Source organism: Mucilaginibacter sp. P2_A4 (genome assembly GCF_056405015.1).
The window spans coordinates 17,622-34,024 of record NZ_JBFUCX010000023.1 but is presented as its reverse complement, the minus strand read 5'-3'; the positions used below and the strand labels follow the sequence as shown (position 1 = coordinate 34,024).

Sequence of the window (16,403 nt, the reverse complement as noted above, 5' to 3'; positions counted from 1 at the left end):
ACCTTCGAACTAAATAATAAAGTTTCCGGATGACAAGCACTTTCGATTTTCTACTCCCCGCCGGGATGGGAAAGGCAAGGTGACAGGTCTTTTCAAGATCGCCAGGGACATCACCGAAAGAAAACAGGACGAAATAGGCAAAAATGATTTTATAGCAATGGTGAGTGATGAGCTTAAAACGACATTGAAATCCCCCACAGCACTTTCACAGGTTCTGAACCAAAAAATGAAGACCAATGCAGATGCCTATGTTCCTTCAGCTCTGGAAAGCCAATATCCAGGTAAAATCTATATTGAAAAACAACAATTCAATATAGATGAAGGCATCCGGGAAGAAACTGACGAAGCAAGGCTTACAATTTCAAGTCATATCTTAAATTTTGAACCCTGTAACTCTGAACCCGTTTTCGCCGATAGGGATAAAATGGGTTCCGTAATTTCCAACCTCCTGAGCAATGTCATAAAATATTCCAATATTATTAAATACATCCGGGCGATCACCGCCTTAACCAGTAATAAATACCTTCAGGCATAGAACTATTTGGAATACGTTATGTTGAGTAAATAAATATATTGGCTATGAAAAACAAACTGATCCTTCCTGTAGTTGCGGGCGCCGCCGCTGCAGCCGCGCTTACTTATATTTTCACAACAGAAGATGGCAAAGAGCTGCAAGATAAAATAGCAAAAGCAATCGATGAGCATTTACCGGGAGTTGGTGAGCATATCAAAAAAATTGGTGAAACGATCAAAGATCAATTCGCTGGATTGGCAACAAAAGTCAAGGACGTGGCAGATGACATCCAGGGATAATAAAATCACTTTTCTATGAATAATTTTTTTAGAGGAATTATCGCAGCGTGGGGAGCAAAGAAATTGGGTGGAGGCTGTCTTTCGACTATTGTAATTTTTATTGTGATCTATGTCGCTTTAGGCAAGTGCAGTAATACATCACATGCCGCCGAGGTGTCTGCAAAGGTGAAAATTTCCTGCGTCAGTGGGAAGGGTCTGAAGCAGTAAGTTATTTGCACTTTCCGTCTTATCGATGACTTATCCTATAATTGTAGTACCATTTCTAAATACAGATGGCATGGCCTTGTTTCCTTTTATCCTAATTAAGGATAAAAGCGGGATCAATGACAGCATTTTGCTCAATCACGAAAAAATTCATTTACGGCAGCAACTGGAATTGCTGGTCATCCCTTTCTACTTACTCTATGTGTTAATCTACCTGCTGAACCGGCTCAAATATGAAGATCACTACCTCGCCTATAGGGGAATAATTTTTGAAAAAGAAGCATACCTGTTTGAAAAGGATTTAAATTACTTGCGAAAACGGAGGTTTTGGGCCTGGCGGTACGCTTTTTAAAACGCTTACGAATTATCGAACTATTTTACGCTTGATGATCTTCATCATTCTGAGGTCAGCGGTGAGGTGATGCATCGGGCAAACTAATAGGGCATTCGATTCCAGCACTTCTTTTAAAAAATGAGGACATGTACCGTCCTTTACATTTTGTCCTAAAGGTTTCATACCATGTATTGATCAAGCCTTGGCTTTTTGCTCTCGCGTGGAATGAGTTGGTATCTCTGATCCTATTGTTACTCATACAACGGGAGAACCAGGCTGAATGAATCGATAAGTAATATGTGTTGGCTGTAAAATCAATTAATATGATGGGTCTTGGAACCGACCGCCATCGCAGTAGAAATCTTATGACAAATGATCATGGTAGATTTATTTTGTCTTTGCCGAACCGTTTAAGGCTAATACGCATAACGGCAACGGTTTTCATAACTAGGTCGGTTATTATTCCTCCTTTTCTTCCGACACATAAAAAACAGCCTGATAGTACTCCTTTTCAAAACCTGCACAAATCAATTGTTTATCTAGAAAAGACAGGGCGCAGATCCTGCCCTGTCTGTAAAATTTGAATTAAACGTGAACTTTGCTTTTACGCGACTGCTTTTTTACTGGAGCATCCTCCTTTTGCAGCTCGCTTTGTTTTAAGTTTTTAACGGGCTTTTGTTCCGGTTGAAGTAATTCCTCCCGCTTGATTTTCTTCATTTGATGGTCGTAGAGATCTACGGTTTTAAATTGAGGATTAGCGGATATAAAGTATTTCTTATCCTCACCATCTTTTGAAACGGTGATCTGCTGGGCATTCCCTTTTTTCAATGAACGCATCAATTCCTCTTTTGCTTTAGGATCTTCCAGTTCTTTGATACCCTTCCCTGCAATGACTTTATCAATATCATAACCATAATTTTCGTGGTAATGCTTGATCTTCATATTACCGTTTTCTGTAAGATTCTTGTTGTCCAGCGTTAACCACGCGTTATATTTTTGATGTTCCAGGTTGGTCATTTGTTTATGCACCGAACGGCCCTCCATCAGGTTAAAGGCTTCTTTAGCAGTAATGCCACTTCCTTTATTGATGTAAAACGATTGATTAACATCCTTTGCCGGGTTATCCTTATGTGAAATGCTTGCATCGTATTTGTTAAAGAAATACATATCCTGATTATCACCCGCTTTAAAATGCAGGGTGTAATCAATCGTTTTCTGGTTAAACTCGTGCTGCGTCACCAAGTTAAATTCAGGTGATTTTGCAGCTATTTCTTTGTCCAGATCGGCGTTCAGCTTATCGCCAAACCCGAGGTTAAGCAAGCTTTTTTTTAAAAATTCAGAATTCTGAGTGTTCATAATTATTAAATTTAAATGATAAAAAAATTAAATTATAAGTCGTTCATTTTCAGTGAAGTTCCATCAACTACCGGCGTAGTGTTGGCTTGCATATCGTCAAAGTCTTTTTGTCTGATTTGAAGATACAAATGCCTGTTTCCGTGACGTTCATATAGTTCAATAGTCAGGGCTTGTTCTTCTGAAAGTGAAAAGCGATGAAAAGCAAAAACATTAGCTGCTTCCCTGCTTTTTAGGATCGTAGTATGCTTAGTCAAGGTTATATATACCGGCATAATTTCCTGCTCATGAGTAGCCATTCTTGAAACGTTCTTTAAATCCCTGATGTAAAAGCGGATGAAATCTATATCATAAGGCAGATTGGATTTATTGCGAATATCCAGCCTGAAAAAAACCAGGTTATCAGCAAATGAAAGTTTATTTACCCAGGCTTTTATGCCTCCTTTTTTTTTGCGATCAACTGTATTCGAGCGTTTTCCGGCAGCAAGCTGATCTCCTATTAACGCATAACTAGTTTCGGGGGCCTTAATGACCTTTACAACTTCCGGTGTTTTGTCGCCGATCCCGATACGCCTGCCAGCCCGTCCATATGAATATTGAACAGGTATGTAATATACTTTTGCTGTTCCGATCTCTTGCACATTTATTTTGACCGGGGTAAAATCAGTCTTTTTCGCCTTTAGTGTAATCAAACCGTTTTCTTTTTGTACGACGCTAAAATCAGACGGGCATTTACCTATGACCTTAACAGCTGATTTAAAAAATAGTGCGGTAGTTTTATCGCGGCTTATGAAGGCGGTATCCTGGGCAAAGGAAACTGTTCCCATTACCGCAAGCATTAAGATGATCATTAATCTTTTCATGACGCTATATTTTAATTGTCCTTGTCGTTACTGTCTTTTAGCAGCACTTCATACCCTGCTTTAACTTTGATTTTGATCTGTTTTACCTTATGGTTGAAAAGCCCTTTGGCAGCCTCTACTCCTGCACTTGCCGCCTGTGTCCCTACAGATTCATTCATTGCCATCATTTGAATAGATTGCACGGCGTCCCCAACACCATTTTTCGCGGCATCGCGGCCAATAGATCCTGGTACATATAAACCTTCCATTCCGTCCAGATCGTAAACAGACAGGGACACTGGCAGAATATTATTCAGGTATCGAATGCTGGCAATCTTAATATCCAGACGTTCATTATTAAGGATGCAGGTGCCGTAAATAAAACTTCCTTTAGGGATCAGCCTTCCATTAACATAAATACCATCTTCCAACCTTAATTTCACTACTGCGCCGCTAACCAGCGTTTGATCTTCATGTACAACGGCCTGAATAGTATTACCTGGTGTTTGGTCAATTCCGCCTGAATGAGCTTTTTTATTTTTGCCGCTGCTATCATAAGAGGCATACTGCACATTCATTTGCCCGCTTGGGTTATTATCATCGTCATCATCGCTTGCAGCCATAACGGGGTAAACCCGCTGCTGGTTCTTCAACGACTGGCTTCGCGACTGACTATTAGCATTTCCTGGGTTTTGTATATCATTGATCTGTTGCAGCATTTGGGTAAGCTGCTTCATTTCAGGATCATTGCCACTTCCTCCATTGCTGTTCAAGGCTTTCATCATTAGTTGCAGCCGTTTAACATCTGCACCTGATTGTTCTCCCTGACCGGAACCAACACCATAGTCGGGGGTTTCCGGCTGACTGATCTGCCGGTTAATTTCCGCAAGCTTGGCCTGAATTTTTGCTTCGTTCGCGTCAGCGGTTACCGATGCGCCGATTGGTCCTATTTCCTGTCTTTTAGCGGTATCGGCAAGTTTTGTTTTGGCTTCATCAAAGCCCATTGACCTTACAAAGCTTTGGCTTACGCCCCTGGTGGCCAAATTGGCTGAATCTTGTTTTTGATTTTGGTAAACGCTCATTTTGTCTTCAGATTTCTGGTCTTTAAAATGTGCCTCTGGGAGGTTTGCGTTAAGCCCTCTTGCAGCGGGAGTATCGAAAGCGCTATTATTGCTTTTTCCTCCACCTAAAGCCCAAAAAGCCATTGTAAGAAATGGCAGAATCAGTAAAGGAATAATCATTAAGAATTTTCGCTCCTTCAAAAATTCGGGTGAATACTGCGGCAATTGGCCGCGTATTGATGTTGCTTCCATGATCTACTTTTTTATGGTTAAAGAATCTGTTACTTGATTGATATTATTTTTTCGATGCGGTATATCAGAAGGCATACCGATGTGCGCGGATGAGAAATTCTGAGCAGGTCGAAGCGGGATAGTGTAAAACGAACTACAAACGCCCGTTATTAAAACAACTGCCACCAATAGTCCGCCCCCTATCACAATCCATTTTTTCCGATTAAGGGAATGGGCATTAAACCATTTGCTCAATGCGGTTGCTATACGGTATTGATACCTGACCAATTTGTTTGCAATCAGTGCGGCTAACCGTTCGTTAACTTTTTGGACAGCATCATTCTGCTGTGTTTTTCTAAATAAATTCATACCTATTGATTTTGTATGGAGGTGTCCCTGTTGGCTAATGTTTCCCAATGCAGGATCAAAAAACCATGCGGGTTATTATCCGAACGGGATACATTGCGTAAATAACCTTGGGTAACCAGGCTGCGGTTAACTGCAGAGGTGGCGCGGATCATTTTTTCTTTAGCGTAGCATTTAAAGTAGTATGGATATTGGTTGATGTCCAATTGAATACTATCCACGGTAACCTGCTGGCTGATATTTCCCGAAATCAAATTATTGTAATAGCTCTTTTCTTTCAAGTCATTATATTGATTTCTGGCACTTTCATCGGCGAGGTAAAGCGCTTTACCAATATTGGCCTCTATTACTTTTTCATCGGGATCAAGGGTAAAAAAATAGTGATGAAACATTCGGATATGATCTTTAGCTTCAATTGGGATGTTATCCTTACGGTCTGCGGCAAAAGCTTCCAATGCTTTGCCATTAGCCAGGACATAGATGTGGTTACCAGCAATGCTTGCCGCCTGATAACTTCTATAAAGTGCAAAGCAGGAAATAAGGGTACATGCGGCAATGAGCAGGTAACTAAACAGTTTGATATGCTTAAAAGCGGTATCTATATTTTTGAGTTGTGAAAACATATTGGAGATATTAAAGGTGAATGATTAAATTTTTTGGGGATTGATTTTAGATTCCTGCTGACTTACATTTTGTCCCCTATCCTGAAAATATGGTTTGGAAACCGAGCTGTCGGCCATACTAGCGCTTGTATTGGATCTTTGGTTACCGAACGCATCAGCCGACATGCCGCCACCGGCGCTCATTACAGATTGACTGGTACTGCTAACTATGCTATTTACTTTTTGCAACAAACCATTACCGCCCCCTGCATTGACGATGTAATTAGCGACACTTGGAACGGTGAAATACCCGATGATCCCGATAATCAAGAATATAAGGTAAGCCGTATCAGTGGAGCTGAAAAATGTATCACCGGAACTTTGTACCTGTGTAATATCAAGTTTTAGCATATTTTCCTGCACCTTCCCAATGATGGCACCAAATATATTCCCAACTGGTAGCCACAGAAAAACGTTAATATATTTAGCCAGCCAAACGGTGAGCGTATGCTGAAATCCGTCGAAAACAGCCAATCCGAAAACAATAGGTCCCAGGATTGCGAGGACGATTAAATAAAACGTACGGATGGTATTAATACATAAGGCCGCAGCTTCATAAAGTACTTGTAGTACTTCTGACATCCATTCTTTGATCGAGTTACGAAAATTGTAAGACGCTTTTGACATGGCGAATTTCATATCATTGCCAACACTCGCGAGCACTCCTTCATTTGAAGCAGTTGGATCGTCAGGGTGGGTGTATTTATACCATTTATCACGATCACCGTCCCCATCGGATCCGACATACATTTGCCAGGCATCTGTTTTCTCTACGGCTGCCTCTTTAGCTTTTAATAATGTTGCAATAGCTGCATCTGAATTTTGAACCATTCCGCCTGTCGCGCTAACGGTAGGTGACATAATCCCATTAATAATTGCTATGACTGTAGGAAATAATAGAATAGCTAAACCCAAAGCAAAGGGGCGCATCAGCGGATAAAAATCGATCGGTTCTGCGCAGGCTATTTGTCGCCAAACACGGCTGCCTATATAAAAAAGCGCACCAAATCCGGCTATCGCCCGACCTACACCGATCAACTGACTGCACATCGGAAGCATATCATTATAAACTCCGTTCAACGTGCCTTGCAAACCCTGGATATCAGTTGCAAGTCCGTCTGCTTTGGAAAATAAAGGAAAAGCTATCCCCGATACCGCAAGAATTGCGGTTAAATAAATCTTCGTTTTCATCGTATTTATTTGTTTTTTAAAAGTGATGAAGCTTCCATGAATGGAGATTTCATAAAATTTCGGATTAGTTATTTATACCATAAAGCTGATTCAAGGTGTGGGTTTCGCCTAAATCCTTACTTCGCTGTAGACTAAGGACAACACCCTGCCGGTTAAAGTGCCGGAGAAACTGGAGCTTTTCGGAACTGCTGCCGTAGATCCGGTCAATAGCTCTCATTCGCTCATCATCGGACATGCGCAATTTACCTGCTGTCAGTACATTGGTTAACTCGTCGAGATTTTCTAAACTCTGTGTTACCAAATGTGAGTAAACATCACTTATGTAATTTAATTCACTCTCGCTGAATGTACGGCTTTTGCTGAACTGCTTATAAGAACTTTTATACTCGCTGATCAAGCTGGCCTGTTGAGTAATGATCTCTGTAATCCTTCCGTAGTTTCTAACCGCGACGCTGATTGATAACAACCCGTTGAGGTAAACGCTATGCAGGTCAAAGTTGCCTTTAGATAATTGGGAAATACTACCATAACCCTGTTTGTAGATTTGATACCCGGTTTTCATATCAGTCAATATTCCTTTTAGTTGGGTCAGCTTTTCTATATCTAAAATCAACTGCTGCATTTCCTGCGCTTGGGCCTGGCTTTTTTTTGCAAATCCAAGACAGGAAAAAAGCACCAGGGTAACGATGATATGTTTTATAAGCTTTTTCATATTGCAATTATTGAATACCGTAAATCTTCTTCTCCCCTGTTACATTGTTGTTTTCCTGCCCTCTCCGGAAAGCATATACTTTAACCTGATTTGCAAATGATGAAGCAAACTGATAATTATCCTGCATGGCTTTATGAATCACCCCGATATGCTTTAATCGTTCTTCATCACTCATTTGCAGTTTATTATCTATAACTAAATTTTGCAATTCAGTTACTTGTTCATTGCAGTCATTAAACAAAGCTGATTTTACCTGAACAGCGTACTTTCTTTCATTATCGTTCAGATTAGCTATTTTATCCAGGTTACCTATACGAGTGAGTATATCCTTTTGCCATTGCATGATATCGCTTACCTGTTTGTTATTTTTCACTACAGGGCTCACATTTTTTAGATTGTTGTAATAGGCGTTGTGCAAACCGTTTTCTGAAGTGAGTAAGCTATTGATAGAGCCTAAACCATTATGAGCGATATTGTTGCCCTGTTTGTAGTAGGTAGTGTAGACTTGCAAAGCGGCGATCTGCTGTAGTAAATACTTTTTTTGTGTATTCTTCTGATCGAACCATTCTGTGAAAGTCTGGGCCTTAATCTTTGAAATAAAGGCCGATGCCGCTACGGTCATGATTGATAAAGCAAGTAATTTTTTACTTTTCCGGCGGATCTCATCTGCCAGAATTTTCAAGCGGTTAATTGATTCCATAAAGTTTTTTTATTGACTGCGTATCGTTTAAATCCTTACTGCGCCAGAGGCTCAATTGAATACCCTGAGTATTGAACTGGTGCAGATCATTGTAATTCTCATCAAGATGATCGCTGGCATGATTAATTAATTCCAAACGCTGTTCATCGGTCATTTGCGTTTTAGCTGGACTAACCACAAGCATGATCTCGTCCAGATTTTTGACGCTGGCATCCAAAATCCCCGAATATACCTGCTGCATATAGCTTAATTCCTGTGGATTAAAATGGCTATCCTGCCGGAATAAACCCCAGGCTTGTTTATACTCACCGACTAATGCAGCCTGCTTCATGGTTATATCCTTAATTCGCTGATAATTTGCTATAGCTGATTTAATTTTCCCTAATTCTGTATAGTAGTTGCTAAACAATTGCTTTTGCTGTTCTGTCCAGCCTGAAATTTCTGTAAGCTTGGTTTTAGACATTTGATTTTCAAATACCTTTTGAGCATTTTGGAGCCAAATCGTTTTGTTTTGCATCCGCTGAACTTTCAGGTCTATAGCTTTAATGACTTTGGTTACGGTCAGCTTGATAACTTCCCCGATAACAAATTGAGCATTAGCCTTATTTACAGCTAAAAACAGATGGATTACAGCCATCGCGAAGATGATTTTCACCTTTAAATTTTTCATAAAAAGCCTCCCATACCCTCGCAAAACGAGAGTTTACATTTTTAAATAAATGCTTTATGTTAGTTAGTTTTTTGGTACTGAGTGTTTTTTAAGGTCAAAGTATGTTTGTCCTTATCGAAACTAATTTTCCTACCAAGGTCTGTTTCAGATAGAATTCGTTTATCAGCGTCCCACGTAGCCTGCCATTTTTCGTTCCTATATTGTTTAAGCTGCGTTATATTATTACGAATTTTTTGAAAGCCTGTTTTACGTTCTATTTGATAGGCGTTGGTAGATTCATTCATCGTAGTAATAATCAACGTATCAGATGCTGTACTGTACTCGCTTTTGGACTGATTTGTATATGTGCCAGACAAATCTCCTTTGCTTGCTTTATTATTACACCCAACAAAAAATAAGGCTATTAACGCGATAGAAATGGTTGATACTTTCATAATATTTATATTAAGTTATGCTGCTTTTTCTATTTCTTCCCTGACAATCGCGGCTATGCCCAATTGCATGCTGCCGTACTTTTTAGCGTAGGCATGTACTTTGGCTTTCTCCGCTGATTCCGTGGTGTAAGTCCAGTATTCCTCCCGGCTAACTTCGGTGCGGTAAACTTTTGATAACTGCCCGTTAAGGCTGATAAAGACTTCCTTGTATTTAAAGTTTTCATCATTATTCCTGTTCATGCTCATAATCAAGGCAGTTTCTTTATCGGTTATCCCCAATAATTGCTGTATTTTAGGAAAGTCGTTTTGATATTTACGCTGGTCAAGTAATATTTTGCAGTCACTGTTATTGATGATGGCCTGTTTAACCACTGGTGAACTAATTATATCTTCAATATCCTGGGTAACAACTAAGGCTTCGCCAAAATATTTACGAACTGTTTTGAACAGGTACTTGATGTATTCTGCCATTCCTTCCCGCGCAATTGCTTTCCAGGCTTCTTCAATCAGGATCATTTTGCGGGTATCCTTGCTTAATTTGCGCATTTTGGAAACAAATGTTTCCATGATGATTAAGGTAACAACAGGAAACAATATTGGATGGTCTTTAATATTGTCTAACTCAAAGACAATAAAGCGTTTTTGCAATAAGTCAAGATTTTCTTTTGCATTTAGCAGGTAGGAATATTCACCACCTTTGTAGTATGGTTTTAATACAAATAGCATGTTATCAATATCAAAACGAATATCCTTCACTTTTGATTGCTTCATCGTTTCATAAAATTCATTGGAAAGGAATTCATAAAAGCTATCGAAACAGGGAAAAATCTCGGGCTGAACTTTCAACTTTTCATAATAATGGTATAAAGCGTCTGAAATGGCCACATATTCAGATCGTTGTACACCCTCATCCTCCTTTTTCCATAAGGCAAGTATCATGGCCTTTATGCTCTCTCTTTTTTCCGTGTCCAGCTTATCACCTTCAGGAACATAAAAAGGGTTAAAACTAATTGGTTGGTCTTCTGTATAGGTAAAGTAATAACCGTCTACAAAATTGCATAAGCCCTGGTAACTATGTCCAACATCTACGATAACGACATGAGAACCCTGCTCAAAATAACTGCGCAGCATATGATTGGTAAAGAAAGATTTACCGCTTCCCGACGGACCTAATATAAATTTATTTCGGTTGGTCGTAATACCCTTTGTCATTGGATCATCGCTGATATCTACGTGTACCGGCTTTCCTGACAAACGGTCGCCCAGGCGAATCCCACACGGACTTATACTTGACTGATAATTTGTTTCCAGATTTAAAAAGCAGGAAGCCTGTTCAACGAAAGTATCAAATGTATCATTCATCGGAAAGCTGGCTTCATTGCCCGGCAAACCTGACCACCAAATTTGAGCTGCTCCGTCGGTTTCCTGTTTTGGCTGTGCATCCATCTGCGCCAATGATGAGCTGACCTTATTTTTAAGATCCTTTAAACTGGCAGCATTATCCGTCCATGCCAAAATATTAAAGTGCGCTTTCACAGGTAACCGTTGCTGGCTAATCGCTTCATTTAAAAAATCATGTGTGGCATCCCTTCCAATGGCATTTTCGCGGGAATAGGCTGAAAGTGATTGAAGCCTCAATTTCTTCGCTTCCAGTTTCTTTAAAGTTTGCTGACCGTCACCTATAAAAATGTATTGATTATACAAGTGATTACATTTAAGCAAAGTTCCTATTGGCGAGGCGAAGCCTGTACTGAATTTTGTTTTATCTGTACTGTATTTATCATAAGTGATTCGTGGGCCGCAAAGCGCCGGGAGATCTTCCACATCACTAAGGGTATAAAGGTGGCAATGGTTGTCGCCAATTCTAATCTCGTTTTCGATATGAATATCTTTTAAAACCGGGGCTTGGTCTTTATTTAAAAGGAAACAATATTGTTCCAAGACCCCAGGGGTTTGAAGGGTACCTGTTAATTCATCATCAGTTAACCTTTTTAAAGAGATTAAACCGCTATCTTCCAACACCCGAACTAACTGCCCCGCACTATCCAAAAAATCACGGAATAATTCATCGCAGGTAGTTTGTAAAGGAACAATCCGTTTACGCATCAATATGCTGGTGGCACTGGAATACTGTTTAAATTTATCCGGCTTCTTCGTTAGATAGATATGGCAATGATGGTGCAGGTACGCTCGTTCGTTAAAATAACGCTCACTTGAATGAGAAAGAAAAGTATTAACGTTTGCGCCGCTACTCTTTGCAAATACTGCTTCGTGCTGCTCACCCACAAACCAATCCTGTTTATGGAACACACTGTTTTTAGGCAGTAATTTTAGTGCTTTGATCAGGACCTCGTGGAATGCAAGGTACTCGTCGTTGGACAATGTAAATATTTCCGGAAGGTTTACCGAATAGCCGATGGTCAAATCACCTTGCACCGAGACCATACATTGGTGTTCTACCTTGTACACAGGAAAAACCTGTTCTGCTCTACTATGTGTAGTCATGTCTATTTTTTTAATTTTAAAAAAATCTTTCGGGTCGTAAATTTCAAATGGTTCGGCAGGTAACGTTTTGCTGATTTTTTCATCAGGCCATGCTCGCCGTATTTATGGCTTAATCTGAAAACCTGAAAAAATAACGTGCTCCCTAATCCTGCAATAATCATAATGCAGTAATGGACAGGCACGCCAAGCAAATAAATGATTGCAAAGCCTATCAATAAAAAGATAAGCCCACCTGCCAGATAACCGATGTATTGAGCTTTTAATCCTTTAAACTCGATTGGCTTATTGATGCCTTTATTAATTTGATATAATGCCATAACTGTAAATAATTAAACTCCGAAAAATGATTTTAGGACAGTTGCAACGACAACCAGGAAAATACAGCTACCAAACCAACTGGATGCAACTTTACCTGTATCATGCTCGCCATCGTTCCATTTCTTAAAAACTTTAATCGCGCCGACTAACCCTACAATCGCTCCAATGGCATACATTAAACTAGTGCCTGTAGTAAAATAACTTTTGACTTGTGTGGTCGCTGCGGTTATGCCTGAATTACCATCCTGCGCATACAGTGACAGGCTAATCAATATCAGGGTGAATGTAACCAGTACCTGCCTGATAAAACTTACCGCGCTTATACGGGTTCTAAATTTTTGAATTTTCATAATGTTAAATTAAATGTGAAAAATATAATTAAGCCCAGCATCCTTGCAGATCTGTTAAAGACATAGGGAACATTAATCTTTCTTTGGAGATTTCAACGATCCTGTTTAAGGTGGCCGGTAAATCAATATCGTCCTTAAACCTTTTGTAAGAGTCTATCAAAATTCTCAGCAGGGATATAAATTCAGGCTTATTGTCAATTTCCAGAAAGGCTGCAATCAAGTTCCCTGCCTCGGCTTCTAACTCCTGAGCTGGCGAATTATGAATTTCATTTTTTAAAAACGGGGATTCCTCTATAGACGAATTCGGCTCAACGTCATCGGGTGATGACTCCCCAAAATTCAACTCTTCTGAATTTGAGACAGATACGCCATTATCCATTTTAGCTGCACCCATAACATTAGTCGTTAGTTCCGAAGCATTCGAAAATAAATTGGCGTTGTTCTGTTTGCGGTTAAACAGGTTGGAGATTTCTTTTTGGTAATAGCGAAGTATTACGTAACTGTAATAAGAAACCGTTAAGATAATGATGGCGACCAGATAGTGCTGCCAGGAGAATGAAGACAACATATTGCTTTGATTTAAAAATCACCGCCCCATGCGGCAATCCGTAAAGCAAAGGTTGAGGTTATATAAAAACATACTTCACACCTTGTACCCAAGTTAGGTATTTTATTTTTTAATACCCTTATAACCAGCTAATTACAAATATTTAAAATTACTAAAATTTAATAGAATGCTGATGAGAACCTTCCGCGTCAAACTTATCTTCGATTTTTCGGAGCAGCGCCAATTTCAATTTGTCCAAAAAAGATGTTCGTTCCTTTTTCCGTCGTGAAATATCTGCGTATTTATGATAATATGATCCCAAATCCACATGAAATACAGTTTGAAAGAAATTCATCAACGCTTTAACCTCAATATTGCCGCTGTTAAATACTCCCAAAGCCACTAAAGCGTAAATCAGTTCTACAAGGTCGGTCTTACTAGCTGTCCATGTAAATGGGAGGTCAATCGCTTCCTCAAATACCATATTGTCGTGATGGATGATTTTAGATAAATGCAAATTTAAAAACTCCTGGAACCGCTCATTGGCCATAATCTTAGACAACTTGTAGTCATGACTGGTAGAATATAATTCATCCTCTTCAAAATCTTCCAGTTCTGCCAATACATCAAATCGACCACGGGTAAAATATACTGCGTCCATTTGTGTAGATCCTGAACGATAATACTGGTAAAAAGCCTGGTTATGGTCGAAAAAGCGCTTTACGTCGGTCAGTTGAAAATTGATATAATCTTTTAATATTTCGTCGCCGCCGAGTGGCTGCTGTACCAGAAAATTATAAATGCTAATGAAATAGATGTATTTGCTATAAAATTGAGGCTTAACATTTTTAAAGAAATGGATTTCTTCCTCGGTGTTTTCAAAAGAGTAACTTGAAATATAGTTTTTCAATTTGGCCATAGCTTTTTTGCAAAGCAGTATGGAGGAACGATATTGTTCAGTTAAAGAGTCCTCGTTCAAAGTAACTTCGGCAAGCTGATTTTCCAAGGCGCTGTAGAAACGCTCTGCAAATGTTTTCATAAGCGTGGATGTTAGGTAATTTAGGTTTTTAATACTACGTAAAATGTTAATTTGATGTTACAACATCATTAACTAAAACACCTGACATTTCCTAACACCTTAATTTTGAGCGATATAATTTAACTATGTATTATTATTTTTACATATAATAATATTGGAAAGAATCGTCTTGATGTCGTTTTTAATCTGTTGATAGTTCATTAGAATACGGTCCTGGTCTGCCTGACGGACATTCGGTATTGGAAAATATTCAGATTCTTCCTTCTTTAAAGCCACATGATCATTTTGAATCGCATTATGAAAAATTTTAAGATCAATTTTATTATCTGGGTCATCAGCAACCATTCCCACAAACTCGCCCGATGACAAGGCGGAAATTTTGGAAGCTGGTATAGCGTAATCCAATTGAACCGATTTCGTGATGGAGGTATCCTGACTATTGATTGAGACACTTTCCTTTGTCTGGTTGATCTTTCCAAAGCGTTCCGACAACTGCTTCGCCGTGTCGCCGGTCACCTGCCCAAAAACAACATTTCCTACTATATTTAAAATAACTTCAGCCTGTTCACGGCCATAGTCCTTTTTTAACTGGCTGTAATCCTGAACAGCCAATGTTACTGCAACTTTGTTTGATCGCGCTGTTGCGATGAGATTGTCAATGCCGTTAAAGTAAATGGTAGGAAACTCGTCAAATATCATACTGCACTTTTGCTGATTCTTGCGGTTCACTAATTTGTTTATGCGGTTGATGTATAATGATAATACGGCTCCATAAACCTGTGACTTTTGAGGATTGTTCGCTAAACAAACGATCTTCGGTTCCTGGGGATTATTAATATCGAGTGAGAAATCGTTACCACTTAAAACATAATACAAATGCGGAGATGATAAACGGGCAAGACTGATTTTTGCACTTGCTATTTGCCCTTCCAGTTGTTCGTAGGCTTCATTTTTCCAGGCAGACACAAAAGGATTGATCAGCACTTCAATTTCCGGCTCTTGTAATAACACTGCAAAAAGTTCTTTATAATCAACCTGCGCCAGTTCTATGACGTGCGGAAGGGTACAATAGCGCCCATCCTCGTATTTTTTTAAAAACCACATAATGGCGGTTATAAAGTTGATCGGTGATTCGACAAAGAAGTCTCCCTGTTTTTTTATCCACTCGCGGTTAAGGCCGAGCATAATAGTACGGCTGGAATCTATTGCATCGGTAATGTCCATCATGGTTTGTGGTTCCAATGGATTAGCCCGGTGCATGATCTGTTCCAGATTGATAATGTATTGAACCGGCTTGATTTTATATGAATCTCCATACCTCAATAAAGAATTGTAAACAATTTTGGTTAGGTCATCATACTTGAAGTCGTAAACCAACATGGTAAACCCTTTTTGGATATGCTGCTGAATGATATGGCGGATAACAAAATATGATTTACCGGAACCAGGACTACCCCCTATTAATGTTCCCCTGAACGGATTGATAATATTAATCCAACTTTTACGGAATTTTCCTTTAAAGTTATAAACTGCCGGGAGATTGATGGAATATTCATTTTCTAGAAGCCGCTCTTCCTGAGGGAACGATTCATTGTCCTTGTTAAAGATGTCATTGCCCATGTTTATTTTAATCATTCTGAATAGCAGGCTTCCGCCAGACAATATCATCAAATAGCCTAAAGAGGTTAAGCTGATGTAAAGCAACGCTATGGTATTAAATGGATAATGAAATCCTAATATAAAGTTGCTAAAAAAGTAAATTATTAGACCTGAAATACAATAGGCAACGATTGTTTTGCCCTGTATCGTTTCGTCTTTTTTTCCTTTACTTCCTATTAGCGAAATTAGCAAAAATGCAAGAGCAGATATTTTTGCATATATGACGGTTCTAAATATTACCATTTTAGTTAACGGTAGTAAAACATGATTGACAATCGGTGTTGTTAATCCCCTGGCCTTAAATTCCGGGTAGCATGATAAGTAAAAGTGCACGATCAATATCGCTAAACTCAACAACCTTGTAAAGTCAATGATCTTTCTAAGGGCTTGTTCATTTTCTCCGGTTTGCATA

20 protein-coding genes are annotated in these 16,403 nt (G+C 39.3%); 4 read left to right on the top strand and 16 right to left on the bottom strand.

Annotation, left to right across the window (positions count from 1 at the left end):
* Positions 1-79 precede the first annotated feature (79 nt).
* The 4 genes from AC1DYB_RS28855 to AC1DYB_RS28840 are packed head-to-tail and all read left to right on the top strand — an operon-like array spanning position 80 to position 1,369.
* Positions 80-535: a hypothetical protein gene (locus tag AC1DYB_RS28855; RefSeq protein WP_477440187.1), complete on the top strand. Its 456-nt coding sequence runs from the start codon at positions 80-82 to the stop codon at positions 533-535.
* Between the two features lie 44 nt (positions 536-579).
* Positions 580-813 carry a YtxH domain-containing protein gene (locus AC1DYB_RS28850; RefSeq protein WP_477440185.1) on the top strand — a complete coding sequence of 78 codons (234 nt, stop codon included), beginning with the start codon at positions 580-582 and terminating at the stop codon, positions 811-813.
* Positions 814-828: 15 nt separating this feature from the next.
* Positions 829-1,020 carry a hypothetical protein gene (locus AC1DYB_RS28845; RefSeq protein WP_477440183.1) on the top strand — a complete coding sequence of 64 codons (192 nt, stop codon included), beginning with the start codon at positions 829-831 and terminating at the stop codon, positions 1,018-1,020.
* Positions 1,021-1,045: 25 nt separating this feature from the next.
* Positions 1,046-1,369, top strand: a complete 324-nt coding sequence (locus AC1DYB_RS28840; RefSeq protein ID WP_477440181.1) for a hypothetical protein — start codon at positions 1,046-1,048, stop codon at positions 1,367-1,369.
* A gap of 567 nt (positions 1,370-1,936) precedes the next feature.
* Here AC1DYB_RS28840 and AC1DYB_RS28835 read toward each other — a convergent pair.
* From AC1DYB_RS28835 to mobC, 16 genes are all read right to left on the bottom strand, one after another.
* Entirely contained in the window at positions 1,937-2,707 is a 771-nt protein-coding gene (locus tag AC1DYB_RS28835; RefSeq protein WP_477440179.1) for a hypothetical protein, read from the bottom strand.
* 32 nt (positions 2,708-2,739) lie between these two features.
* Complete coding sequence (locus AC1DYB_RS28830; protein ID WP_477440177.1) at positions 2,740-3,567, bottom strand: DUF4138 domain-containing protein; 828 nt, start codon at positions 3,565-3,567, stop codon at positions 2,740-2,742.
* 11 nt (positions 3,568-3,578) lie between these two features.
* Positions 3,579-4,859: a conjugative transposon protein TraM gene (traM, locus tag AC1DYB_RS28825; protein WP_477440175.1), complete on the bottom strand. Its 1,281-nt coding sequence runs from the start codon at positions 4,857-4,859 to the stop codon at positions 3,579-3,581.
* A 3-nt stretch (positions 4,860-4,862) separates the two neighbouring features.
* Positions 4,863-5,207, bottom strand: a complete 345-nt coding sequence (locus tag AC1DYB_RS28820) for a hypothetical protein (protein ID WP_477440173.1) — start codon at positions 5,205-5,207, stop codon at positions 4,863-4,865.
* Between the two features lie 2 nt (positions 5,208-5,209).
* A complete protein-coding gene (gene traK / locus AC1DYB_RS28815) occupies positions 5,210-5,827 on the bottom strand; it encodes a conjugative transposon protein TraK (RefSeq protein WP_477440171.1) in 618 nt (205 codons plus the stop codon).
* A gap of 24 nt (positions 5,828-5,851) precedes the next feature.
* Positions 5,852-7,057 carry a conjugative transposon protein TraJ gene (gene traJ, locus AC1DYB_RS28810; RefSeq protein ID WP_477440169.1) on the bottom strand — a complete coding sequence of 402 codons (1,206 nt, stop codon included), beginning with the start codon at positions 7,055-7,057 and terminating at the stop codon, positions 5,852-5,854.
* A gap of 64 nt (positions 7,058-7,121) precedes the next feature.
* Positions 7,122-7,769 carry a TerB family tellurite resistance protein gene (locus AC1DYB_RS28805; protein WP_477440167.1) on the bottom strand — a complete coding sequence of 216 codons (648 nt, stop codon included), beginning with the start codon at positions 7,767-7,769 and terminating at the stop codon, positions 7,122-7,124.
* A 7-nt stretch (positions 7,770-7,776) separates the two neighbouring features.
* Positions 7,777-8,469 (bottom strand): hypothetical protein, encoded by a 693-nt coding sequence (locus tag AC1DYB_RS28800; RefSeq protein ID WP_477440165.1) that lies wholly within the window; start codon positions 8,467-8,469, stop codon positions 7,777-7,779.
* Complete coding sequence (locus AC1DYB_RS28795) at positions 8,456-9,139, bottom strand: conjugal transfer protein TraI (protein ID WP_477440163.1); 684 nt, start codon at positions 9,137-9,139, stop codon at positions 8,456-8,458. Before AC1DYB_RS28795 ends, AC1DYB_RS28800 begins: the two co-directional genes overlap by 14 nt.
* A 59-nt stretch (positions 9,140-9,198) precedes the next feature.
* A complete protein-coding gene (locus AC1DYB_RS28790; protein WP_477440161.1) occupies positions 9,199-9,573 on the bottom strand; it encodes a hypothetical protein in 375 nt (124 codons plus the stop codon).
* A 15-nt stretch (positions 9,574-9,588) separates the two neighbouring features.
* Complete coding sequence (locus AC1DYB_RS28785; protein ID WP_477440159.1) at positions 9,589-12,078, bottom strand: TraG family conjugative transposon ATPase; 2,490 nt, start codon at positions 12,076-12,078, stop codon at positions 9,589-9,591.
* Between the two features lie 2 nt (positions 12,079-12,080).
* Positions 12,081-12,395 carry a DUF4133 domain-containing protein gene (locus tag AC1DYB_RS28780; RefSeq protein WP_477440157.1) on the bottom strand — a complete coding sequence of 105 codons (315 nt, stop codon included), beginning with the start codon at positions 12,393-12,395 and terminating at the stop codon, positions 12,081-12,083.
* A 12-nt stretch (positions 12,396-12,407) separates the two neighbouring features.
* Entirely contained in the window at positions 12,408-12,746 is a 339-nt protein-coding gene (locus AC1DYB_RS28775) for a DUF4134 domain-containing protein (protein ID WP_477440155.1), read from the bottom strand.
* 28 nt (positions 12,747-12,774) lie between these two features.
* Positions 12,775-13,314, bottom strand: coding sequence for a hypothetical protein (locus AC1DYB_RS28770; protein WP_477440153.1), 540 nt, complete (start codon positions 13,312-13,314; stop codon positions 12,775-12,777).
* A gap of 151 nt (positions 13,315-13,465) precedes the next feature.
* On the bottom strand, positions 13,466-14,332 hold the full coding sequence (locus AC1DYB_RS28765) for an RteC domain-containing protein (protein WP_477440151.1): 867 nt from the start codon (positions 14,330-14,332) through the stop codon (positions 13,466-13,468).
* A 123-nt stretch (positions 14,333-14,455) separates the two neighbouring features.
* The gene (gene mobC / locus AC1DYB_RS28760; protein ID WP_477440149.1) at positions 14,456-16,402 is read right to left on the bottom strand and encodes a conjugal transfer protein MobC; all 1,947 of its coding nucleotides are present in this window, start codon (positions 16,400-16,402) and stop codon (positions 14,456-14,458) included.
* Between the last annotated feature and the right edge of the window lies 1 nt (position 16,403).

Bases quoted from the DNA above. Each gene is read 5' to 3' on its own strand.
- AC1DYB_RS28850 (WP_477440185.1), top strand. From the start codon at position 580: ATGAAAAACAAACTGATCCTTCCTGTAGTTGCGGGCGCCGCCGCTGCA.
- AC1DYB_RS28845 (WP_477440183.1), top strand. From the start codon at position 829: ATGAATAATTTTTTTAGAGGAATTATCGCAGCGTGGGGAGCAAAGAAA.
- AC1DYB_RS28840 (WP_477440181.1), top strand. From the start codon at position 1,046: ATGACTTATCCTATAATTGTAGTACCATTTCTAAATACAGATGGCATG.
- AC1DYB_RS28835 (WP_477440179.1), bottom strand. From the start codon at position 2,707: ATGAACACTCAGAATTCTGAATTTTTAAAAAAAAGCTTGCTTAACCTC.
- AC1DYB_RS28830 (WP_477440177.1), bottom strand. From the start codon at position 3,567: ATGAAAAGATTAATGATCATCTTAATGCTTGCGGTAATGGGAACAGTT.
- traM (WP_477440175.1), bottom strand. From the start codon at position 4,859: ATGGAAGCAACATCAATACGCGGCCAATTGCCGCAGTATTCACCCGAA.
- AC1DYB_RS28820 (WP_477440173.1), bottom strand. From the start codon at position 5,207: ATGAATTTATTTAGAAAAACACAGCAGAATGATGCTGTCCAAAAAGTT.
- traK (WP_477440171.1), bottom strand. From the start codon at position 5,827: ATGTTTTCACAACTCAAAAATATAGATACCGCTTTTAAGCATATCAAA.
- traJ (WP_477440169.1), bottom strand. From the start codon at position 7,057: ATGAAAACGAAGATTTATTTAACCGCAATTCTTGCGGTATCGGGGATA.
- AC1DYB_RS28805 (WP_477440167.1), bottom strand. From the start codon at position 7,769: ATGAAAAAGCTTATAAAACATATCATCGTTACCCTGGTGCTTTTTTCC.
- AC1DYB_RS28800 (WP_477440165.1), bottom strand. From the start codon at position 8,469: ATGGAATCAATTAACCGCTTGAAAATTCTGGCAGATGAGATCCGCCGG.
- AC1DYB_RS28795 (WP_477440163.1), bottom strand. From the start codon at position 9,139: ATGAAAAATTTAAAGGTGAAAATCATCTTCGCGATGGCTGTAATCCAT.
- AC1DYB_RS28790 (WP_477440161.1), bottom strand. From the start codon at position 9,573: ATGAAAGTATCAACCATTTCTATCGCGTTAATAGCCTTATTTTTTGTT.
- AC1DYB_RS28785 (WP_477440159.1), bottom strand. From the start codon at position 12,078: ATGACTACACATAGTAGAGCAGAACAGGTTTTTCCTGTGTACAAGGTA.
- AC1DYB_RS28780 (WP_477440157.1), bottom strand. From the start codon at position 12,395: ATGGCATTATATCAAATTAATAAAGGCATCAATAAGCCAATCGAGTTT.
- AC1DYB_RS28775 (WP_477440155.1), bottom strand. From the start codon at position 12,746: ATGAAAATTCAAAAATTTAGAACCCGTATAAGCGCGGTAAGTTTTATC.
- AC1DYB_RS28770 (WP_477440153.1), bottom strand. From the start codon at position 13,314: ATGTTGTCTTCATTCTCCTGGCAGCACTATCTGGTCGCCATCATTATC.
- AC1DYB_RS28765 (WP_477440151.1), bottom strand. From the start codon at position 14,332: ATGAAAACATTTGCAGAGCGTTTCTACAGCGCCTTGGAAAATCAGCTT.
- mobC (WP_477440149.1), bottom strand. From the start codon at position 16,402: ATGCAAACCGGAGAAAATGAACAAGCCCTTAGAAAGATCATTGACTTT.